Origin of the sequence: Mycobacterium sp. E735, from assembly GCF_001666955.1 — a bacterium.
In the GTDB taxonomy this organism is placed as follows: domain Bacteria; phylum Actinomycetota; class Actinomycetes; order Mycobacteriales; family Mycobacteriaceae; genus Mycobacterium.
On record NZ_LZIX01000067.1, the window covers coordinates 1 to 21448 of the forward strand.

The window sequence follows — 21448 nt, forward strand, 5'->3', positions numbered from 1 at the left end:
GGGCCCCTAGTGTGCTGACATGCAGACGGTGCTGTTCACGCTCGGGCTGGTCCTGTTCTTGATCGGCCTGCTGACCGGGTTCGCGGTCGCGGCGCTGAAGAATCCACGCATGGCGCTGTCGAGCCACCTCGAGGCCGTCCTCAACGGCATGTTCCTCGTGCTGATCGGTCAGCAGGCCGATCAAGAACAGGACCAGCCCGAGCGTGAACAGCACCGTCTGCATGTCAGCACACTAGGGGCCCGGGCGCTGCGCGTGTGCCGTTATCGCGATCTGCTTGCCTCGCGAGACATAAACGGCTGCGGGCGTTCTCGGCGTGTCGTCGCAGAGATTTATGTGTCGTGGCGGCTCGTGGCCGCGCCGGTGCCGGGTCAGCGGGTTCCGGGCGGAAGGCTGGGCGGCGTCGTCACGGTCGTGGTCGGCAGTGTCGACGTGTAGCTCGGGCTGCTGGTGACGGTGACGGTGCTGGTGCTGGTGCTGGTCGACGGCGGCGGCACTTCGGTAGTCGTCGTGATCGTCGTGACGGAGGTCGTCGTCGAGGTGGACGACGTCGTCGTCGCGGACGCCGCGGCGAGCACCCCGCAGGCCACCCGCTTGCCCGACTCACCGGTCGAAGCCCCGCTCAGGTTGTCGGCGTTCTGGTGCACGATCAGCGCGGTGCCCGAGCTGTTTCTCAGGTCCGAGGCCGTGAGCAAGCTGGTGGTGGTGACGAGTTTCGCCGAGCCGTCGTTGCGCACCTGCAAGGCGGTCAGGTCACCGCTGGCGGGGAAACCCGTGTGACCCTGCGCCTGGTAGACCGATCCCGCGGACTCGAAGTCCCCCTCGCATTTGCCGACCGCGTGGATCATCAGCGCGTGGAAACCCGGGCTCAGCACCTGGTTGGGTCCGGCCTCCACGGTCACGGTCGCGTACCCGTTCGCGAAATCGATGGTGGCGGTGCCGACCTGGTTTCCGTCGGTGCTCTTGAGCTGCGTGGTCATCCGCTCCGTGCCCGGAGGCGCGCTGGAGGACGTCGACGCGCCGGATTGGCCACCCTGCTGGTTTGCGCATGCTGCCAATGGTGCGATGGTCGCGGCGAGCGCCACGGCCGCGAGGGATACGCCCTTGTTCATGGGCCGGGCCTACCCCAATTGGTCGCGGTTGAAACGGCTACAGCGAACCCAGCAAGGCGGCCGGGCCGCGGACGCGAAGCTTGTTGATGGTGGACTGCCGCAATCGGCCGATGCGCTCGACCATTCGGTCGCCCAGCGCGTCGAGCAGCCGCGACGGCGATTCGTTCAACCGAGGTGTGCGCGCCTAGGCCGAGCGGCGAATGCCGCGCGTGCGGCCGATGTCGCCCTTCAGCAGCAGGTCGCGCTCGGATTCCGAGAGGCCACCCCAAACCCCGTACGGCTCACCAACTTCCAGGGCGTGCGAACGGCACTCCTGGATGACCGGGCACTGGCGGCACATCTCTTTCGCGCGCTGCTCGCGCTGCATGCGGGCGCGGCCGCGCTCACCGTCGGGATGGAAGAACATCGACGAGTCAACGCCGCGGCACAAGCCCTGCAGTTGCCAGTTCCAGATGTCGGCGTTGGGTCCAGGTAGCTGCTCCGGCTGTGGCATTGGTGTCTCCCTCTCTGCACGGCACGCCCAGTAAGGTCAGGTTCGCGAAGCGATTGTGCAACTGAAATGAAGCGGCGTCACCGATGACTACCCGTCATGCGTAGACGTTAGGGGTGACGGCGAATTTGCGTCAATAGCCACTTAGCCCGGCAAAGTATGTAATGGTTATAAAAGAATTAACGTCGCGTTCATACGTCAACCATTGGCGAAACACGCTCCGTGCTACCAGGCACTTGACCGAAACGAGATTTCCCAGTTCACGGGGCAGGGGAGGGTCGGCCGCGATTAGTACAGGGCCCGTTGTGATTAACAGTTCGGTAACGCGAACAGCACAAACTGTTTACTACCATCGCCGTGATTGAAACTCGTCACACTTTCGTGATTGGCCGGGCGTTGGCGGCCGCCGCCTTCGGCGACCGGCCCGGCACGTGGCCGCTGCCGACGGCGGTCACCCCCGACGACCTGTGGCTGCGCGCCGTCGCCGCCGGCGGACAGGGCCGCTACGGCAGCGCCTACCGCGATCTGGCGGCGCTGCGGCGCAGCGCCCCCGCCGGGCGGCTGGTCTCGCTGGCCCACAGCACGCAGGGATCCTTTCTGCGCCAACTCGGTTGGCACGATCTGGCGCGGGGCTGGGACGGTCGCGCCCTGGCGCTGGCGGGTGGGGACCCCGAGGCGTGCGGCGACGCCCTCATCGGATTGGCGGCCGACGCGCTGGGCGTCGGCCGCTTCCCGGCCGCGGCGACGTTGTTGCGGCGCGCGGATTCCGTGCTGGGCGGCGCCGGACCGATACCCGACCGGCTGCCGATACGGCGACGGTGGGTGGGCGCCGAGCTGGCGATGGCTCAGGGCGACGGCGAAACGGCCGTCCGCCATGCGAACGAAGCGGTGGACCTGGCCGGCGCCATGGCCGTGGCGTCCGCGCGGCACGCGGTGAAGAGCCAAGTCGTGCTGGCGGCCGCCCTCTGCAGCGCCGGGGCCGTCGACCGGGCCCGAGCGGTGGCCGACGGCGCGCTCGACGCGACCGGGGCGCTCGGGCTGGTCCCGCTGCGGTGGGCGTTGGCGTGCTTGCTGATTGATCTCGGAAGCGTCACCTTCTCGACACAACAGCTGCGGGAAATTCGCGATGTCTCCGCAGGCCACGTGCGGCGCGCCGGTGCGACGTGGCGTTCCGCTTGAAATGGCCTTGCGCCCGTTATTGTCAGTTCGTTAGTTAGCCCGGTTAGCCCGCGATGTGTCCGGTTCGTAACGTTGGAGATACCGCCGTCGATGACAATTCAAGGGGATCGTCTCGACGCTGTGGTTGCCAAGGCCGTGGCGGGGGACAGTAACGCACTACGGGAGGTGCTGGAGACCATCCGTCCGATTGTCGTGCGCTATTGCCGCGCGCGGGTCGGGACAGTCGAGCGGGGTGGCCTGTCAGCGGATGACGTGGCACAGGAGGTGTGCTTGGCGACTATCACGGCGCTGCCGCGTTACCGCGACCGGGGACGCCCCTTTCTCGCTTTCCTCTACGGCATCGCGGCCCACAAGGTCGCCGACGCCCATCGCGCCGCCGGCCGCGATCTGTCCTACCCCACCGAAGTGATCCCCGAGCGCTGGTCTTCGGACGCCGGCCCGGAACAGCGGGCCATCGAAGCCGATTCGGTCAGCCGGATGAGCGAACTGCTCGAGATCCTGCCCGCCAAGCAGCGCGAGATCCTGATCCTGCGCGTCGTCGTCGGCCTGTCCGCCGAGGAGACCGCGTCCGCCGTGGGCAGCACCACCGGAGCCGTCCGGGTGGCCCAGCACCGCGCGCTGTCCCGCCTCAAATCCGAGATGATCGCGGCAGGTGACTGTGCCTGAATCCCTGGACGAATTCGCCCGCACCGATCTGCTCCTCGACGCGCTCGCCGAGCGGCGGCCGGTGCACGTCGGCGATCCCGACACCGACGCGATGGCCACCCTGCTGGAGGACTGGCGCGACAACCTGCGCTGGCCACCGGCCAGCGCGCTGGTGTCGGCCGAGGAGGCCGTCGGCGCCCTGCGCGCCGGATTGGCCGAGCGCCGCCGCAGCCGTCGGGGCCTCGCGACGATCGGGTCGGTCGCCGCGGCGCTGTTGGTGATGAGCGGCTTCGGCGCCATGGTGGTCGAGGCCCGCCCCGGCACGACGCTCTACGGACTGCACGCGATGTTCTTCGACCAGCCGCGCGTCAACGAGAAGCATCAGGCCTTGCTGTCCGCCCGGGCCGATCTGGCCAAGGTGCAGGAGTCGATCGACCGGGGTGAGTGGGACCAGGCCCGCAATCAGCTGACCGAGGTGAGCAGCTTGGTCCAGTCGATCGAAGACCCGGCCAGCAAACAGGAGCTGACGAATCAGCTGAACCTGTTGAACGCCAAGGTGCAATCGCGGAACCCGAATGCGACGCTGCCGGCCAACACCCCGTCGGCGTGGTCGACCCCGACCACCCCGGTCCCGACGGCGGCGCCGGCGCCCTCGGACGCTTCCCCCGGTCCGTCGGTCACGCCGTCGCCGAGTCAGTCATGGAGCAAGCACCGGCATCACGGCCAGACGGCCGCCCCGTCGGCGGTCACGCCGGACAATCCCTAGCGGCGGTATCCGTCGGCGTCGGAAGAGGTGGCCTCGTTCAGTGACGCGTCGGCGTATCCCCGGCAGTAATCCCACGTGACGTAGGCGTCCGGTTCCGGGTCGTAGGCCGGCTCGTGCGGGCGTACGGTGCCGTCGATCAGCAGCTGCAACAGGTTCGCCCGCAGCATGTCCCAGTCGTGATAGTGATCCTGCTGGCATTCGTCGCAGCACACCACCAGCCCGCGAATGCCCTTGTGCGCCAACAGGGCCTCATAAACCGCCAGGTCGGCCAGGTCCGCCTCGACCGCCATCCGCTCTTGGGCGTCCAGGGGTTGCCCCGGCTCTACGGCTTCCAGCGCAGCCGACGGATCGCAGGGGTCGTCGGCGAAAGGATCGGGTGGCAAACCCGGTGGGAGGTGATCGCGCACGCACACTAGCCTACGCAGCCCGGCCGGGATAACGCCAGCAGGGAAGCCGCCCGTCGTTTCCGCACCGTTTGCCGCCCGCGGCGCGCCCCGGCCAGCGGCTCGAGGGGCGCGCGTGCCGATAGGATGGTGTTCTCACGCCGCATCGTATGGAGGGCCCCGCCGATGACCCGTGGCATGTCCCACCTGGAAGACAGCTCCGACCTCGTCGGCAGCCCCTACGTGCGCGTTGGCGGGCTGGTCGACGACGCGGTGCCCACCGGGGGTGACAACCCGCACAAGGTCGCGATGCTGGGGCTCACCTTCGACGACGTCTTGCTGCTGCCGGCCGCATCCGATGTGGTTCCCGCCACGGCGGACACGTCCAGCCAGCTCACCAAGAAGATCAGGCTCAAGGTTCCGCTGGTCAGCTCGGCCATGGACACGGTCACCGAGTCGCGGATGGCCATCGCGATGGCCCGGGCGGGCGGCATGGGCGTGCTGCACCGCAACCTGCCCGTCGCCGAGCAGGCCGGCCAGGTCGAGATGGTCAAACGATCGGAGGCCGGCATGGTCACCGACCCGGTCACCTGCCGCCCGGACAACACCTTGGCGCAGGTCGACGCGCTGTGCGCCCGGTTCCGGATCTCGGGTCTGCCGGTGGTCGATGACACCGGGGCGCTGGTCGGCATCATCACCAACCGCGACATGCGGTTCGAGGTCGACCAGACCCGCAAGGTCGCCGAGGTGATGACCAAGGCACCGCTGATCACCGCCCAGGAGGGGGTGAGCGCGGACGCCGCGCTGGGCCTGTTGCGCCGCAACAAGATCGAGAAGCTGCCCGTCGTCGACGGCCACGGCCGGCTCACCGGCCTGATCACCGTCAAGGACTTCGTCAAGACCGAGCAGCACCCGCTGGCCACCAAGGACAGCGACGGCCGGCTGCTGGTCGGCGCCGCCGTCGGCGTCGGCGGCGACGCCTGGGTCCGCGCGATGATGCTGGTCGACGCCGGGGCCGACGTCCTGATCGTGGACACCGCCCACGCGCACAACCGGCTGGTGCTCGACATGGTCGGCAAGCTCAAGGCGGAGGTGGGCGAGAAGGTCGAGGTGATCGGCGGGAACGTCGCCACCCGGTCCGCGGCCCTGGCGCTGGTCGACGCCGGCGCCGACGCGGTCAAGGTCGGCGTCGGGCCGGGCTCGATCTGCACCACCCGGGTGGTGGCGGGGGTCGGCGCGCCACAAATCACGGCGATCCTGGAGGCGGTCGCGGCCTGCGGGCCCGCGGGCGTGCCGGTGATCGCCGACGGCGGGCTGCAGTACTCCGGCGACATCGCCAAGGCCCTGGCGGCCGGCGCCTCGACGGCGATGCTGGGCTCGCTGCTGGCCGGCACGGCCGAAGCGCCCGGCGAGCTGATCTTCGTCAACGGCAAGCAGTTCAAGAGCTACCGCGGCATGGGGTCGCTGGGCGCCATGCAGGGCCGCGGTGGGGGGAAGTCGTACTCCAAGGACCGCTACTTCGCCGACGACGCGTTGAGCGAGGACAAGCTGGTGCCTGAGGGAATCGAGGGCCGGGTGCCGTTCCGCGGACCGCTGTCCTCGGTGATCCACCAGCTCACCGGCGGCCTGCGCGCCGCGATGGGCTACACCGGCTCGCCCACCATCGAGGCGCTGCAACAGGCGCAGTTCGTCCGGATCACCTCCGCCGGGCTGCGCGAAAGCCATCCGCACGACGTCGCCATGACCGTCGAAGCGCCCAACTACTTCGCGCGCTGAGCCCGGCATGGTCGAAATCGGGATGGGCCGCAACGCCCGTCGCACCTATGAACTGAGCGAAGTCAGCATCGTGCCCTCGCGGCGCACCCGGTCCTCCCAGGACGTGTCCACGGCCTGGCAGCTGGACGCCTACCGCTTCGAGATCCCGGTGGTGGCCCACCCGACCGACGCGCTGGTGTCGCCGGAGTTCGCCATCGAGCTCGGCCGCCTCGGCGGGCTGGGCGTGCTCAACGGTGAGGGCCTGATCGGCCGGCACGCCGACGTGCAGGGCAAGATCGCCCAGCTCGTCGAGGCCGCCACCAAGGAACCCGAACCGTCGGCGTCGATCCGGCTGCTGCAGGAACTGCACGCCGCGCCGCTGAATCCCGACCTGCTGGGAGCCGCGGTCGCGCGCATCCGGGAGGCCGGGGTGACCACGGCGGTGCGGGTCAGCCCGCAGAACGCCCAGGCGCTGACCCCGGTGCTGCTGCAGGCCGGCATCGACCTGCTGGTCATCCAGGGCACGATCGTCTCCGCGGAAAGAGTGGCCAGCGACGGCGAGCCGCTGAACCTCAAGACCTTCATCTCCGAGCTCGACATCCCGGTGGTGGCCGGCGGGGTGCTCGACCACCGCACCGCGCTGCACCTGATGCGCACCGGGGCCGCCGGGGTGATCGTCGGCTACGGCTCCACCCGCGGCGTCACCACCAGCGACGAGGTGTTGGGCATCAGCGTGCCGATGGCCACCGCGATCGCCGACGCCGCCGCGGCGCGGCGCGAATACCTCGACGAGACCGGCGGCCGCTACGTGCACGTGCTGGCCGACGGCGATATCCACACCTCCGGCGAGCTGGCCAAGGCGATCGCCTGCGGGGCGGACGCGGTGGTGCTCGGCACGCCGCTCGCCGAGGCCGCCGAGGCGCTGGGCGAGGGCTGGTTCTGGCCAGCCGCGGCGGCGCACCCGTCGTTGCCGCGCGGGGCGTTGCTGCAGATCGCCCTGGGCGAGCGGCCGCCGCTGGAACGGGTGCTCAACGGGCCGTCCGACGACCCGTTCGGTTCGCTGAACCTGGTCGGTGGTCTGCGCCGATCGATGGCCAAGGCCGGCTACTGCGACCTCAAGGAGTTCCAGAAGGTCGGGCTGACCACCGGAAGCTGATCGCCGCGGCGTCGCCGCGAGTGTGAAGCTAGCCGCACACTGGCGCGACGGGGTTCGGGGCAGCTGGTTTATTACCGGCCGGTAAGGCCATACTGGTGCGATGAGGCCGGATTACGACGTTCTGATCATCGGTTCGGGGTTCGGGGGTAGCGTCAGCGCGCTGCGGCTGACCGAAAAGGGCTACCGGGTAGGCGTATTGGAGGCCGGGCGCCGCTTCGCCGACGAGGATTTCGCCGAGACGTCGTGGGACCTGCGCAAGTTCCTCTGGGCCCCCAGGCTGGGTTGCTACGGCATTCAGCGGATCCATCCCCTGAAGAACGTGCTGATCCTGGCCGGCGCCGGGGTGGGCGGCGGCTCCCTGAACTATGCCAACACGCTGTACGTGCCGCCGGAGCCGTTCTTCGCCGACCGGCAGTGGTCGCACATCACGGACTGGCGCGACGAGCTGATGCCGCACTACGAGCAGGCCAAACGGATGCTCGGGGTGGTGACGAACCCGACCTTCACCGACGCCGACCGCGTCCTGAAGGAGGTCGCCGACGAGATGGGCTGCGGTGACACCTTCGTGCCCACCCCGGTGGGGGTGTTCTTCGGGCCCGAGGGCACCAAGACGCCCGGCAAGACCGTGCCGGACCCGTATTTCGGTGGTGCGGGACCGGAGCGCACCGGTTGTCTGGAGTGCGGGTGCTGCATGACGGGCTGTCGTTACGGCGCGAAGAACACTCTGTTGAAGAACTACCTCGGCCTGGCGGAATCGGCTGGGGCGCAGGTCATTCCGATGACAACCGTGAAGGGTTTCCAGCAGCGGTCCGACGGGCTGTGGGAGGTCCGCACCGTGCGCACCGGAAGCTGGCTGCGCCGGGACCGGCGCACCTTCACCGCGACGCACCTGATCCTGGCCGCGGGTACCTGGGGAACCCAGCATCTGCTGTTCAAGATGCGCGACCGGGGCAAGTTGCCGCGGCTGTCCGAGCGCCTCGGCGTGCTGACCCGCACCAACTCCGAGTCGATCGTCGGCGCCGGCAAGCTCGAGGTCGACCCGAACCTGGACCTGACGCACGGCGTGGCCATCACGTCATCGATCCACCCGACGTCGGACACCCACGTCGAACCGTGCCGTTACGGCAAGGGATCCAACGCGATGGGCCTGCTGCAGACGCTGATGACCGACGGCACCGGCCCGGAGGGCACCGACGTGCCGCGCTGGAAGCAGCTGCTGGACCAGGCGCGTGAGGATCCGCGCCGCATGATGCGGATGCTCAACGTCCACCAGTGGAGCGAACGCACCCTGATCGCCCTGGTGATGCAGCACCTGGACAACTCGATCACCACCTACACCAAGCGCGGCAAGCTGGGCATCCGCTGGTACACCAGCAAGCAGGGACACGGGGACCCCAACCCGGCCTGGAACCCCGTCGGGAACAGGGTCACCCGGCGCATCGCCGAAAAGGTCGACGGCGTGGCCGGCGGCACCTGGGGCGAGCTGTTCAACATCCCGCTGACCGCGCACTTCCTCGGGGGCGCGGCGATCGGCGACAGCCCCGAACACGGGGTCATCGACCCCTACCACCGGGTTTACGGCTACCCGACGTTGTTCGTGGTCGACGGCGCCGCGGTCTCGGCGAACCTGGGTGTCAACCCGTCGCTGTCCATCACCGCGCAGGCCGAGCGGGCCGCCTCCTTGTGGCCGAACAAGGGCGAGAGCGATCAGCGCCCGCCGCAGGGTGACGACTACCGCCGGCTGGACCCGATCGCCCCGGAGCACCCGGTGGTGCCGGCCACCGCACCGGGCGCGCTGCGCTGGTTGCCGATCACCCCGGTGACCTCGGCCGGCTAGCTGGCGATCGCCTCGAGCGGGGCGCCACTGACCACCCGGCTGCGTTCCCGGTGGATGTTGAAGGGCACGTCGCCCATCAGCGTGACCCGGTGCATCAGCCGGGGCTGGTCGTCGTAGTCGTCGACCGCCCGGTGCTGGGTGGCCCGGTTGTCCCAGATGGCAACGTCGCCCGGCGCCCAGTTCCAGCGAATAGTGTTCTCCGGCTTGGTGATTCGTCGTTGCAGCATTTCGAAGAGCACGCTTGATTCGTAGCTGTCCAGGCCAACGAACCCGCGCACGAAGTCTCCCAGCAGCAGCGTGCGTTCGCCGGTCTCCGGGTGCACCCGCACCACCGGGTGCTCGGTCCGGAAGTCCGGCTTTTCGAAGGCCTGCCGGAACGCGCGCTGCGCGTCGGTCAACGCCTCGGGGGCGATGTAGTCGTAGCGGTTGGTGTGCAGCGCCCACAGGTCGTCGACGAGCCACGTGAGCGGCTCGGGCAGGTCGTCATACGCGGCCGCGGTGTTGGTCCACAGCGTCGATCCGCCGTAACGGGGCAGGGTGACGGCGCGCAGGATCGAGGCCGCGGGGTAGTTCGCGACGAACGTGACGTCGGTGTGCCAGCGGTTCGCCTTGCCGTACTCGGAGTTGATCGGGGTGATGACCGGCGCGTTCTTGGCCGCGAGCAGCTCGGCGGCCGGGTGGCCGACGGGCGTGCCCAGCAGGTCGGCGAACGCCAGTTGCTGCGCGTCATCGAGGTGGTGCTGGTGGCGGAAGAAGATCACCTTGTGGGTCAACAGCGCCTGGTGGATCTTGTCGACCGCGGCCGGGTCGAGGTCGCCCCCGAGGCGCACCCCGTCGACCCGCGCGCCGATGCGGCTTCCCAGCTTGGTGACGTTTATCTGGCCAATCATTTTCATCAGTCCTCGCGTGAAAGGTGTGTAGTCAACTGACTACATCCGGTAGTGTAGACACATGACTACAGTGCCCGCAAGGGGCCGCGGAAAAGTGCCCACCGGGCGCGAGGAGGTCGCGGCGGCGATCCTGGAGGCCGCCACCGACCTGTTCGCCGAGCGGGGCCCGGCGGCGACGTCGATCCGCGACATCGCCGCGCGATCCAACGTCAACCACGGGCTGGTGTTCCGTCATTTCGGTACCAAGGACAAGCTCGTGGGCGCCGTGCTCGATCACCTGGGTGCCGACCTGAGTGCCCTGCTGAGCGCCGAGCCGCCCGCCGACGTGCTGGACCGGGCCCTGGACAGGCAGATGCGCGTGATGGCCCGGACCGTGCTCGACGGATATCCGGCGGGACAGCTGCAGACGCGTTTTCCCACCGTCGCGACGTTCCTCGACTGGGTGCTGCCGCTGCACGACAACGAGACCGAGGCGCGGCTCGCCGTGGCGAACGCGCTGGCGCTGCAGTTCGGGTGGCGGCTGTTCGCGCCGATCCTGCGCTCGGCCACCGGGCTCGACGAGCTGACGGACGACGAAATACGCGAGGCCGTGCGGGCCGAGGTGGCCCGGATCCTCAACCCGGGCTAACCGTTACTTGTTGCGGGTCAGCGCCCGGCGGTGCAGCGGCTCGCGGCCCGGGGGCTGCTGCGGGGGCGCCAGCAGAGGCTTGCGCGGCCGCACCGCGATGGTTTTGGGCGTATCGGTGCTCAGGGTGACCTCTTCACCCGCATGCCGGATGGTGAGCTGGCCGCCCGGCCCGTCGCGCACCGTGTAGGTGACGTCGGAATGGTTGACGTCGACCGTGACGCGAAAATCGCGCCACCGCAGCCGGAACCGCAATCGCGAAATGCCATCGGGCAGTGCGGGATCCAGCGACAGGATGCCCTCGTCGTCGCGCAGCCCGCCGAAGCCGCCGACCAGCGCCGTCCAGGCGCCGGCCAGCGAGGCCATGTGCAGGCCGTCGCGGGTGTTGTGGTGCAGATCGCGCAGGTCGATCAGCCCGGCCTCGTAGGCGTAGTCGTGCGCCAATTCCAGGTGGCCGACCTCGGCGCACATCACCGCCTGGGTGCAGGCCGACAGCGACGAGTCGCGCACCATGCGCCGCTCGTAGTAGTCGACGTTGCGGGCCTTCTGTTCGGGGGTGAACGCGTGGCTGTGCCACTGCATCGCGAGCACCAGGTCGGCCTGCTTGATCACCTGCGCGGGGTAGAGCCGCACGTACGGGTCATGCAGCAGCAACGGATAGGAGTGGTTCTCCTGGAAATCCCACTCCGCCAGGGTGGTGAACCCCTCGCACTGCTGATGCACCCCCAGGCCGGCGTCGTAGGGGATGTTGGCGGCGTCGGCCGCGTCGCGCCAGGACGCCGTCTCCTCGGTGGTGACCCCCAGGTCCTCCGCCGCCTCGGGATGGCGGTTGCAGGCCTCGGCCGCGGTGCGCAGATTGTGCGCGGCCATCAGGTTGGTGAAGACGTTGTCCCGCACGATCGCGGTGTACTCGTCGGGGCCGGTGACGCCGTCGAGGTGCCAGACGCCGTGCCGATCGTGGTGACCGAGCGACACCCACAGCCGCGCCGTTTCGACGAGAACCTTGAGACCGCAATGCTTTTCGAGCTCATCGTCGCCGGTGACGATGCGGTAGCGCTCGAAGGCCATGGCGATGTCGGCGTTGATGTGCCAGGCCGCGGTGCCGGCCGGCCAGTACGCCGAGCATTCCTGCCCGCGGATGGTGCGCCAGGGGAAGCTGGCGCCCTCGAGGCCGAGTTCGGCCGCCCGCTCCTTGGCGAGATCCAGCGTCGACGCCCGCCACCGCAGCGCGTCGGCGACCGCATGCGGGGCGGTGTAGGTGAGCACCGGCAGCACGTAACCCTCGGTGTCCCAGAAGGCGTGGCCGTCGTAACCGGTTCCGGTGAGCCCCTTGGCCGCGATCGCACGGCGCTCGGCGCGCGCGCTGGCCTGCAACAGGTGAAACAGCCCGAACCGCACCGCCTGCTGGGATTCGGGGTCGCCCTCGACCTCGACGTCGGCGCAGTCCCAGAAGTCGTCCAGGTAGGCGCGCTGCGCTTCCAGCAGTCCCTGCCATCCGCTGTAGCGGGCGCTGTGGATGGCGGCGGCGGCCTGGTCGCGCAGCGCCGGGCGGGAGCGCATGCTCGACCAGCCGTACGCCAGATACTTGACGATGCGCAGCTTCTGCCCGGCCCGCAGCCCGCAGATCACGGTGGTCCGCGCCAGATCTTCGCGGGCGTCGGTGCTGAACTCGACGCGCCCGGGAACGTCGATCTCGTGGTCCATCGCGGCCGCCATCATCAGCGCGCTGCTGCGGGTGCGGTGCATGAGAAGCGCCCCGGTGTCGGTGTTTTCGTGGTCGACGGCCACCAGTGGGTTCTCCAGGATGGCCGACACCCGCGGGTCGCCCGAGGTCTGCGGTTGGTCCTCGTTGGTGACGAGTTCGGATTGCACCGTCACGCGGACGAAGTCGCCGACCGCTTCCACGACGTATTCGATGGCGGCTACACCGCGCTGCACCAGCGAGACCAGCCGGGTGGACACCAGCCGGATCTCCTTGCCCGCGGGGGAGCGCCAGTGCGTGCGGCGGGTCATCGTCCCGGCGCGCATGTCGAGATCCCGTTCGTGGGAGAGCAATTCGCCGTAGCGGACGTCGAAGGGCTCGTCCTCGACCAGCAGGCGGATGATTTTGCCGTTGGTGACGTCGACGATCGTCTGGCCGGCCTCCGGGTAGCCGTAGCCGGCCTCGGCGTAGGGCAGCGGCCGGATCTCGTAGAAGGAGTTCAGGTAGGTGCCGGGCAGGCCGTAGGGCTCACCCTCGTCGAGGTTGCCGCGCAGCCCGATGTGGCCGTTGGACAAGGTGAACAACGACTCCGACTGGGCCAGGATGTTCAGGTCGAGCTGGGTTTCGCTGACGTGCCATGGATCAACGGGAAACGATTCGTCGGTGATCATGAGGGCAGCAGCTCGGCGAGGTCGGTGACCACCACGTCGGCGCCGTTGCGGCGCAGATCGTCGGCCTGGCCCACCCGGTCGACGCCGACCACGTAGCCGAAGTTGCCGGCGTGGCCGGCCTGCACGCCCGAGATGGCGTCCTCGAACACCGCCGCCGCGTCGGCGTCGACGCCGAGCAGCTCGGCCCCCCGCAGGTAGGAGTCCGGCGCCGGCTTGCCGGCGATGTTCTCGTCGCGCAGCGTGACGCCGTCGACCCGCTGCTGGATGAACCGGTCCAGGCCGGTGATCTCCAGCACGTCGCGGGTGTTGGCGCTCGAGGACACCACGGCGATTCCCAGGCCCGCGGCCGAGACCGCCTCCAGGTATCGGCGTGAGCCTTCGAACACCTCGACGCCGTCCTCGCGCAATACCTTCTGGAACATGTCGTTCTTGCGGTTGCCCAGGCCGTACACCGTCTCGTCGTCCGCCGGGTCGTCGGGACTGCCGTCGGGTAGCTCGATCCCGCGGCTCTGCAGGAACGACCGGACGCCGTCCTCGCGCTTCTTGCCGTCCACGTATTGGCGGTAGTCGGCGGCCGCGTCGAAGGGGACGAATTCGTCGCCGGTGCGCTTGGCCCGCTCCGCCAGGTAGTCGTCGAACATGGCCTTCCAGGCCTTGGTGTGCACGCTCGCGGTGTCGGTGAGCACCCCGTCGAGGTCGAACAGACAGGCGTGCACCTTCTCGGGCAGACCCAGCACGGGCGGACCTCGCTTCCTGGTCTGAAGACGACTAGTTAAGCGATACCCACTCCACCACGCCGAGCAATCAGCGCGCCACCTGGCCCGCCGGTTTCACCTCACACACACCGCCTGGATGGCGCGAAGCCGTCCGTCGGCCAGCGCCCGGGTGAGGTTGCCGGCCTTGCGGTCGAAGTCGGTGACGAAGGCGTGCAGCCCCAGCGGGCTAAACGGCTGGGCGAGGATCGCCTGCATCAACGCGCTGGCCTGGTCGGTGAGATCGTTCCACTGCTCGACGACGAACCCCGCCGACTGCACGGCGGCGCGGAGCGCGCCGGGCGTCACCAGATGGCTGCGCGCGGGCGCGTCGGCCCACGGCAGGGGAAAGTCGAGCGCACCCGCTCCGGCGGTTGTGATGTCCCACAAGCCAAGCCGTCCGCCGTCCTTGAGCACTCGGTGCGCCTCGGAATAGAGGCGCGCCTTGTCGGCCACGTTCATCTGGACGTGCTGGCTGATGACGACGTCGAAAGTGCCGTCGGCGAACGGGAGTTCGGTGACGTCAGATTGGTGAACGGAGATCCGGCCGTCGAGCCCGACGAGCCGATTGAGCCAGCGGTGCGTTTCGCAATATTCGGCGGTGAGATCCACGGCGGTGACGTGGCAGCCGTAGCGGTCGGCGACGTAGCGGGCGGTGCCGCCGACGCCGCTGCCGGCATCGAGCACCTCGCTGTCACCGGTGATCCCCACCAGGTCCACCAGCTGTCCGGTCGCCACGCGGCCCATCGTGTGGAAGTCCTCCAGCAGGCCCAGGTCAGCCGGGGCCAGCCGGTCCAGGTCCTTACCGGCCGAGATCAGCGCCCGCTCGATCTGGCCGCGCGACAGGCCGGTCGAGTACTGGCTCGCAATCGTGTCGTTCACTTCTGCGCCCAGGCCGTGATGATGGGCGGCATCATGATGAGGGCGTCGGCCGCGATCGCCTGCTCGCGGAAGAGCGGCACGAAGTTGCCGATGTCGGCGACCTCGTCGATGGCGAAGCCGCCCTGTTGTGCGATGGGGGAGACCAGCCGCCAGACTTCCGCGCCGTACGCCAGGATGTCGGCGTCGGCGGCCGTCCCGATCGGCGCGCCGATGGTGAGCCTCGGCGAGCCCAGGCCGGCGTCGGCGAAGATCGTGTGCAGCGTGGTGCCGAACCGCGCGGACAGGCCCATGGCCTCGAAGGCCCGCACGATCCCCGATATCACCTGACCGAATAGCGGTATCTCCGGGACGCTGCGCGCAGCGGCAATGTCGTTCTCGGAGAACGCGATCACGCCGCCGGGGCGCACGAACGAGCTGAGCCGGCCGAGGGCGGTCGCCGGATCGGGCAGGTGCATGAGGATCAACCGGCCGACGATCGCGTCGACGGGCTCGTGCAGCTCGATCGCGTCAATTGCGGAGTGGATGAAACGTACTGTGCCCAGGCCCTGTTCGGCCGCACGGGCGCGGGCCAGCTCGACCATCTCGGGTGCGGCGTCCACCCCCAGGACGCTCCCGGTCGGGCCGACCAGCCGGGCCGCGATGAACGAGACGTCGCCGGGCCCGCTGCCGATGTCGAGCACCCGCATCCCCGGGCGCAGGCCGGCGAGGCGCAGCGCGTGCTCGGTGTAGTCGTTGTAGAGCCTGCCCTGCAGGAGCAGCCGCCGCACCTCCGCGTCGGCGTGGCCGAGAACATACGTGCTGCCGTTCATGACACTTCCCTTTCGGTTTGACGCGCCGGCAACAACCAGCCGACGACGATTGCGGCGCCCAGTGCGATGCCGGCGCATACCAGCGAGCTCACCCGCAGACCGTCGAGGAACGCGTGATCGACGACGCCGCGGACATAGCCGGCTTGTGGCGGGGGCAGTTGCTGAATCACCCTGTGCGCCAGCGCCATCGAGTGCCGCATCGGCTCGGCGGGCAGCCCGGTCAAGGCATCCGCCCCGAGATGCCCGGAATACACCGACGCGAAGATGCTGCCGGCGATGGCCACCCCGAGCGTGCCGCCGAGTTCGCGCGTGGTGTCGTTGACGGCCGAACCGACGCCGGCCTTGTCCACCGAGAGCGACCCCATGATCGCCTCGGTCGCCGGGGAAACGGTCAGGCCGAGGCCGCCACCGAGCAGCAGCATCTGCATGGCGATCTGGTCGTAGGGTGTGGCGGCGTTCGCCGTGGACGCCCACGCCAGGCCGGCGGCGAACACGGTGAGGCCGGCGGCGACGACGGCCGTGGTGCCGATTCGTTCCACCAGCCGGGGCCCCAGGATGCTGGCAAGCGCGATGGAGGCGGCGACCGGAAGCAGCCGCACGCCGCTCTGAAACGCGGTGTAGTCCTTGATGAATTGGAAGTACTGGGTGATGACGAAGATGAACCCGAACAAGGTCAGGAAGCCGGCGGTCACCGCAAGGCTGCCGCCGGAGAACCGGCGGTTGACGAACACCGAGACGTCAAGCATCGGATGCGTGGTGCGCCGCTCCCACAAGGCGAACACGGCGAGGACCGTTGCCGCAAGGGCGAATCCGGCCGCGGTCCGGCCGTTGGTCCATCCCCAGGTGGGCGCCTGGATGACCGTGTAGACGAGGGCGGTGATCCCGGCGGCGGACAGGATCAGCCCGGGGACGTCGACGCGCGGGGCGGCCGGGTCGCGCGAGGTCGGAACGAAGAGGAAGCCGCCGATGATGGCCACGGCGGCCACGGGGATGTTGACCATGAAGATCGAGCCCCACCAGAAGTGTTCGAGCAGCCAGCCACCGCTGATCGGTCCGACGGCCACCCCGACGCCCACCATCGCCGCCCACAGCCCGATCGCCTTGGCGCGCGCGCCCGCGTCGGTGAAGATGTTGGTGATCAGTCCGAGCGTGGTCGGAAAGATCACCGCCGCGCCCACGCCCATGGCGGCGCGTGCGGCGATCAGCTGGTCGGCCGAATTCGCCTGTGCCGCAAGGGCGGACGTGGCGGCGAAGAGTGCGAGCCCGGAGTTGAGCCACCCCCGCCGGCCGTACCGGTCGGACAGGCTGCCCGCCGAGAGCAGCAGGCCGGACATCACCAGGGTGTAGGCGTCGACGATCCACTGCAGCTGGGCGGTGTCGGCCCCGAGTTCGCGCGACAGCGTCGGCAGCGCGACGTTGACGATGGTGGCGTCGACGCTGATGACGAAGACACCGAGGCAGATGACGGCCAGCGCGGCGATCGGCCGGTTCCGGAATAGCGGGTCGATAGGCATGGACAAGACGGTAAAGCTAATAGACAAATAAATCAAGTAGTGAGTTGAAAAAGACGTCTGCCGGTAGGTAGACTGGCGTGGTGGCGTCCCGCAGGAACTACAACCAGAATTGCCCGATCGCGCGTGGCCTCGACGTCCTCGGCGAGCGGTGGACGCTGCTGATCCTGCGCGAGCTGGTCGGCGGCGCCCGCCGCTACGGTGACCTGCGCGACGCGCTGCCGGGCATTGCGACCAATCTGCTGGCCGAGCGGCTGAAGGAATTGCAGGAGGCGGGGATCGTCGACCGGACCGACCTGCCCGCCCCGATCGGGCGCACCGTCTACACGCTCAGCGACCTGGGCTGGCAGCGGGTGCTGCCCGTGCTGCGGAGCGTCGCGTTGTTCGGGCTGGACCGGATGGACCCGATCGGGGACGGGCCGGGAACGCCCTTGAACGGTTTCCTGGCCGGATTCCTGCTCGGCTTCGATTCGGCCGGGGCGGCCGGCCTGGAGGCGACGATCCGCATCGACATCGACGGCCGCCGTTTCGAATTCGCGGTGACTCAGGGGCGGCTCGCCGGCGCTCGTGGCGAGCCTTCGGTGACGATCACCGCCAGCGCCGCGGATCTGGTCGGCGCGCGCCTGGGCGTGAGCGACGCGAAGCGACGGGCGGCGCTGCGGCGCGTCAACTTCGAAGGCGATCCACAAACCGTCGGCGCGGTGCGGCAGGCGTTCGGGCTGTAGGACTCACCGGACGAGCAGGGCGTCGATCCACGCCTGCGCGATGAACTTGCCATAGCGGCTGATCGACCAGCCGCGTTCGAGCACGAGCAGCTCGTAGAGCTCGGGTGCGTGATAGGTCCACAGGATGTCTCGCGCCTGTCTGGCGTTGACCCGCAGCTGCCCGGTGCGGGCGAGGTCGGAGGCGAACATCGTCATGCCGGTCAGGGTCTCGTCCCTGATCTGCTTCCAGACGGCGGCGGCGTCCGGCGACACCGCGGCGCCGTCGCGGGCGAGCAGCTGGACCGGTGCGCTGCGCGGCATGCTGGCGACCAGGTGCTTGGCGTAGAGCTCCAGCTTGTCGACGGCCTCGGTGGCGTCGGCCACCTCCTGGATGACGTCGCGCTCGACCATCGGGATCGGCTCGTCATCGCCGGCGACCGACACATCGAACAGCGCTTTCAACACGCCGGCCTTGGTCGCGAACGTCTTGTACACCGTTTCGACCGACACGGCGGCGTCGCGGGCGATCTCGGCGATCGTCGTCGCCGCGTACCCCTGGGCCAGGAAGCGCCGCCGGGCGGCCGCGAGCACCGCGTGCCGGTTGTGCTGCGCCTGCTGCCTGCGACGGGTCGAGTCGTACCGGCGGGGCGGCTCGCGCTTGACAGATCCCATAATTGAGTACATGCTCCTGTATCTATTACAGTTCACTGTATCAGAATTGGGGAGCTTGAGATGACAACCGCAACCCGCCACGCCGCCGGCCTTTCGGACGGCGCCAATCCCGCCGACGTGGCGCGTGCCCTGGCCCCCGAAATCACGCGGCGCGCCGCCGAGGCCGAGGCGCTGGGCACCTTGCCGATTGATCTGGTCGAGCGGATGCGCGGCGCGGGCATTTTCCGTGCCGTTCAACCGCGCTCGCTCGGCGGATTCGAAGTGGCCCCAGTCGAGTTCATCGAGATGATCGAGGAACTTGCGCGCGCCGACGGTTCGGTGGGCTGGGTCGCGGCGATCGGGGCGGGCGCGCCCGCGTTCACCGCCTGGCTCGAACCCGCCGCCGCAGCAGCACTGTTCGGTCCGGACGCCGACTTCCTGGCGGCCACGGTGTTCGCCCCCACCGGGCGCGCCGTCCCGGACGGCCGCGGCCGGTTCGCGGTCGACGGCCGGTGGCCGTTCGCCAGCGGTTGCCGCCACGCCGAATGGATGCTGGGCGGGATGTTCGTCTTCGACGGTGACGCGCCGCGGATGCTGCCCGGGCGCGGCCCCGACTGGCGCCTGGCGTTCTTCCCGCGCGCGGACATCGAGATCGTCGACAACTGGGACGTCCTGGGGTTGCGCGCCACCGGCAGCAACGACGTGGTTGCGCGCGGCGTGCACGTCGCCGAGGAACACACCATCAGCCCGTTCTTCGAACCGGCCCGCCGGGACGGCCCGTTGTGGCGGCTGCCGTTCTTCACCCTGGTGGGTGTGGGCCTGGTCGGCGTCCCGCTCGGGATCGCGCGGCGCGCACTCGACGAATTCGCCGACCTCGCACCGACGAAGGCGCGCGCCGGCACGTTCGAGCCGCTCGCCGCCGACCCCGCCGCCCAAGTCGAGTTCGCCCGGGCCGACGCCGGTTTGAAATCCGCCCGCGCCTTCGTCCTCGACGAGGCGGGCGCCCTGTGGGAAACCGCCCGGGCCGGCGATCCGCCGTCGCTTCAGCAGCGCGCCGGCTTCCAGCTCGCCGCCCAGCAGGCGATGCGAGCGGCGCTCCACGCGGTCGACACGGCGTTCGGCTTGGCCGGGGCGGGCGCGGTGCACGCAGGGCACCCCCTGCAACGATGCTTCCGCGACCTGCACACCGCCGGCCAGCACGTGTACTTCAGCCCGGCGGCGCTGAAGCGCTACGCCGGCACCCGATTCGGCATTGCGCAGCCCACGCACCTGATGTGAGGCGGGCGTGGGCACGGCCCCACCGGGGCGGTCCCAGCCGGCCACTAAGCTGGCTGCCGTGGAAACCCCCTCGCCGCGGCCCGTGTTGGTGGTCGACTTCGGCGCCCAATATGCGCAGCTGATCGCCCGGCGCGTCCGCGAGGCGCGGGTCTTCTCCGAGGTCATCCCGCACACGGCGTCGATCGACGAGATCAAGGCCCGGCAGCCGTCGGCGCTGGTGCTGTCCGGGGGGCCGTCCAGCGTCTACGAGGAGGGCGCCCCGCAGCTCGATCCGGCGGTGTTCGACCTCGGTGTGCCGGTGTTCGGCATCTGCTACGGATTCCAGGCCATGGCGCAGGCCCTGGGCGGGACGGTCGCCCGCACCGGCACCAGCGAATACGGCCGCACCGAGCTGAAAGTTGTTGGCGGCGAATTGCATTCGGGGCTGCCAAGCACTCAGCCGGTCTGGATGAGTCACGGCGACGCGGTCACCGCCGCGCCGGAGGGGTTCGACGTGGTCGCCAGCAGCGCGGGCGCGACAGTGGCCGCCTTCGAGAACCGGAGCCGCCGCCTGGCCGGGGTGCAGTACCACCCCGAGGTCATGCACACCCCGCACGGGCAGCAGGTGCTCAGCCGGTTCCTGCACGACTTCGCCGGGCTGGGCGCGGAGTGGACGCCCGCCAACATCGCCGGCGCGCTGGTCGAGCAGGTGCGCGAACAGATCGGTGACGGGCACGCGATCTGCGGGCTGTCCGGCGGGGTGGACTCGGCGGTGGCGGCCGCGCTGGTGCAGCGCGCCATCGGCGACCGGCTGACCTGCGTCTTCGTCGACCACGGGCTCCTTCGTGCCGGCGAGCGCGCGCAGGTGCAGCGCGACTTCGTCGCCGCCACCGGCGCCAACCTGGTCACCGTCGACGCCGCGGACACCTTCCTGCAGGCGCTGTCGGGGGTGACCAACCCCGAGGGCAAGCGCAAGATCATCGGCCGCCAGTTCATCCGGGCCTTCGAGGGCGCGGTCCGAGACATCCTGAGCGACACCGGATCCGAGGTCGAGTTCCTGGTGCAGGGCACGCTGTATCCCGACGTGGTGGAGTCTGGCGGGGGCAGCGGAACCGCCAACATCAAGAGCCATCACAATGTCGGCGGTCTGCCCGACGACCTGAAGTTCCGGCTCGTCGAGCCGCTGCGGCTGCTGTTCAAGGACGAGGTGCGCGCCGTCGGGCGCGAGCTGGGCCTGCCGGAGGAAATCGTTGCACGCCAACCCTTTCCGGGGCCCGGGTTGGGCATCCGAATCGTCGGCGAGGTCACCGCGGCGCGGTTGGAGACCCTGCGGCGCGCCGACTCGATCGCGCGCGAGGAACTCACCGCCGCCGGCCTGGACAACCTGATCTGGCAGTGCCCGGTGGTGTTGCTGGCCGAGGTCCGCTCGGTCGGTGTGCAGGGTGACGGCCGGACGTACGGGCATCCGATCGTGCTGCGGCCGGTGTCCAGCGAGGACGCCATGACCGCCGACTGGACCCGGGTGCCCTACGAGGTGCTGGAGCGCATCTCGACCCGCATCACCAACGAGGTCCGCGAGGTCAACCGCGTGGTGCTCGACATCACCAGCAAACCACCCGGCACCATCGAGTGGGAGTGAAGGCGCGTCGCTTTTTGCGACGAACGTGCGGCCA

At 69.5% G+C, this 21448-nt stretch carries 21 protein-coding genes and 1 pseudogene; 11 read left to right on the top strand and 11 right to left on the bottom strand.

Annotated features, from left to right (window positions below):
* Positions 1 to 19 precede the first annotated feature (19 nt).
* Positions 20 to 169 (top strand): annotated as a pseudogene (locus tag A5704_RS27420) (hydrogenase); the annotation flags it as partial.
* A gap of 200 nt (positions 170 to 369) precedes the next feature.
* Here A5704_RS27420 and A5704_RS05100 read toward each other — a convergent pair.
* From A5704_RS05100 to A5704_RS05105, 3 genes are read right to left on the bottom strand one after another with little or no spacing between them, the layout of a single operon-like run.
* Positions 370 to 1110, bottom strand: a complete 741-nt coding sequence (locus A5704_RS05100) for a superoxide dismutase family protein (RefSeq protein WP_067887673.1) — start codon at positions 1108 to 1110, stop codon at positions 370 to 372.
* A gap of 37 nt (positions 1111 to 1147) precedes the next feature.
* Entirely contained in the window at positions 1148 to 1279 is a 132-nt protein-coding gene (locus A5704_RS29535) for a hypothetical protein (RefSeq protein WP_255369118.1), read from the bottom strand.
* A gap of 15 nt (positions 1280 to 1294) precedes the next feature.
* Positions 1295 to 1603, bottom strand: a complete 309-nt coding sequence (locus A5704_RS05105; protein ID WP_046184677.1) for a WhiB family transcriptional regulator — start codon at positions 1601 to 1603, stop codon at positions 1295 to 1297.
* A 354-nt stretch (positions 1604 to 1957) separates the two neighbouring features.
* Here A5704_RS05105 and A5704_RS05110 point away from each other — a divergent pair, with 354 nt between their 5' ends.
* From A5704_RS05110 to A5704_RS05120, 3 genes are all read left to right on the top strand, one after another.
* Positions 1958 to 2779, top strand: a complete 822-nt coding sequence (locus A5704_RS05110; protein ID WP_067779742.1) for a hypothetical protein — start codon at positions 1958 to 1960, stop codon at positions 2777 to 2779.
* Positions 2780 to 2869: 90 nt separating this feature from the next.
* Complete coding sequence (locus A5704_RS05115; protein ID WP_066945594.1) at positions 2870 to 3445, top strand: sigma-70 family RNA polymerase sigma factor; 576 nt, start codon at positions 2870 to 2872, stop codon at positions 3443 to 3445.
* Positions 3432 to 4190: an anti-sigma-D factor RsdA gene (locus tag A5704_RS05120; protein WP_197498936.1), complete on the top strand. Its 759-nt coding sequence runs from the start codon at positions 3432 to 3434 to the stop codon at positions 4188 to 4190. Before A5704_RS05115 ends, A5704_RS05120 begins: the two co-directional genes overlap by 14 nt.
* Here the strand turns inward: A5704_RS05120 and A5704_RS05125 are convergent.
* Positions 4187 to 4597, bottom strand: a complete 411-nt coding sequence (locus tag A5704_RS05125; RefSeq protein WP_067280469.1) for a DUF5319 domain-containing protein — start codon at positions 4595 to 4597, stop codon at positions 4187 to 4189. The two genes, A5704_RS05120 and A5704_RS05125, sit on opposite strands and share 4 nt — an antisense overlap.
* Before the next feature lie 162 nt (positions 4598 to 4759).
* On the opposite strand from A5704_RS05125, the gene guaB reads away from it, so the two are divergent.
* The 3 genes from guaB (at position 4760) to A5704_RS05140 (ending at position 9321) form a co-directional block, all read left to right on the top strand.
* A complete protein-coding gene (gene guaB, locus A5704_RS05130) occupies positions 4760 to 6349 on the top strand; it encodes an IMP dehydrogenase (RefSeq protein WP_067754533.1) in 1590 nt (529 codons plus the stop codon).
* Between the two features lie 7 nt (positions 6350 to 6356).
* Positions 6357 to 7484, top strand: a complete 1128-nt coding sequence (locus A5704_RS05135) for a GuaB3 family IMP dehydrogenase-related protein (protein ID WP_067754536.1) — start codon at positions 6357 to 6359, stop codon at positions 7482 to 7484.
* Positions 7485 to 7584: 100 nt separating this feature from the next.
* Positions 7585 to 9321: a GMC oxidoreductase gene (locus A5704_RS05140; protein WP_067887676.1), complete on the top strand. Its 1737-nt coding sequence runs from the start codon at positions 7585 to 7587 to the stop codon at positions 9319 to 9321.
* On the opposite strand, the gene A5704_RS05145 is transcribed toward A5704_RS05140, so the two are convergent.
* Positions 9318 to 10211 (bottom strand): TauD/TfdA family dioxygenase, encoded by an 894-nt coding sequence (locus A5704_RS05145; RefSeq protein ID WP_067887710.1) that lies wholly within the window; start codon positions 10209 to 10211, stop codon positions 9318 to 9320. The genes A5704_RS05140 and A5704_RS05145 overlap by 4 nt on opposite strands.
* A gap of 61 nt (positions 10212 to 10272) precedes the next feature.
* Between A5704_RS05145 and A5704_RS05150 the strand changes: the two genes are divergently transcribed.
* Positions 10273 to 10839: a TetR/AcrR family transcriptional regulator gene (locus tag A5704_RS05150; RefSeq protein WP_067887679.1), complete on the top strand. Its 567-nt coding sequence runs from the start codon at positions 10273 to 10275 to the stop codon at positions 10837 to 10839.
* 3 nt (positions 10840 to 10842) lie between these two features.
* On the opposite strand, the gene A5704_RS05155 is transcribed toward A5704_RS05150, so the two are convergent.
* From A5704_RS05155 to A5704_RS05175, 5 genes are all read right to left on the bottom strand, one after another.
* Entirely contained in the window at positions 10843 to 13209 is a 2367-nt protein-coding gene (locus tag A5704_RS05155) for a glycoside hydrolase family 65 protein (protein ID WP_067754545.1), read from the bottom strand.
* Positions 13206 to 13946 (bottom strand): beta-phosphoglucomutase family hydrolase, encoded by a 741-nt coding sequence (locus A5704_RS05160; RefSeq protein WP_067754548.1) that lies wholly within the window; start codon positions 13944 to 13946, stop codon positions 13206 to 13208. The genes A5704_RS05155 and A5704_RS05160 overlap by 4 nt, the downstream gene beginning before the upstream one ends.
* 93 nt (positions 13947 to 14039) lie before the next feature.
* Positions 14040 to 14843 (bottom strand): class I SAM-dependent methyltransferase, encoded by an 804-nt coding sequence (locus A5704_RS05165; protein WP_067779756.1) that lies wholly within the window; start codon positions 14841 to 14843, stop codon positions 14040 to 14042.
* Entirely contained in the window at positions 14840 to 15652 is an 813-nt protein-coding gene (locus A5704_RS05170; protein WP_067754554.1) for a class I SAM-dependent methyltransferase, read from the bottom strand. Before A5704_RS05170 ends, A5704_RS05165 begins: the two co-directional genes overlap by 4 nt.
* On the bottom strand, positions 15649 to 17166 hold the full coding sequence (locus A5704_RS05175; RefSeq protein WP_067754557.1) for an MFS transporter: 1518 nt from the start codon (positions 17164 to 17166) through the stop codon (positions 15649 to 15651). The genes A5704_RS05170 and A5704_RS05175 overlap by 4 nt, the downstream gene beginning before the upstream one ends.
* A gap of 80 nt (positions 17167 to 17246) precedes the next feature.
* Here A5704_RS05175 and A5704_RS05180 point away from each other — a divergent pair, with 80 nt between their 5' ends.
* Positions 17247 to 17888: a helix-turn-helix domain-containing protein gene (locus tag A5704_RS05180; RefSeq protein WP_067754634.1), complete on the top strand. Its 642-nt coding sequence runs from the start codon at positions 17247 to 17249 to the stop codon at positions 17886 to 17888.
* Between the two features lie 3 nt (positions 17889 to 17891).
* Here A5704_RS05180 and A5704_RS05185 read toward each other — a convergent pair whose 3' ends face one another.
* On the bottom strand, positions 17892 to 18539 hold the full coding sequence (locus A5704_RS05185) for a TetR/AcrR family transcriptional regulator (protein ID WP_156670092.1): 648 nt from the start codon (positions 18537 to 18539) through the stop codon (positions 17892 to 17894).
* A 60-nt stretch (positions 18540 to 18599) separates the two neighbouring features.
* On the opposite strand from A5704_RS05185, the gene A5704_RS05190 reads away from it, so the two are divergent.
* Both A5704_RS05190 and guaA read left to right on the top strand, forming a co-directional pair.
* On the top strand, positions 18600 to 19796 hold the full coding sequence (locus A5704_RS05190) for an acyl-CoA dehydrogenase family protein (RefSeq protein ID WP_067887680.1): 1197 nt from the start codon (positions 18600 to 18602) through the stop codon (positions 19794 to 19796).
* 49 nt (positions 19797 to 19845) lie between these two features.
* The gene (guaA, locus tag A5704_RS05195) at positions 19846 to 21414 is read left to right on the top strand and encodes a glutamine-hydrolyzing GMP synthase (RefSeq protein WP_197504983.1); all 1569 of its coding nucleotides are present in this window, start codon (positions 19846 to 19848) and stop codon (positions 21412 to 21414) included.
* Positions 21415 to 21448 lie beyond the last annotated feature (34 nt).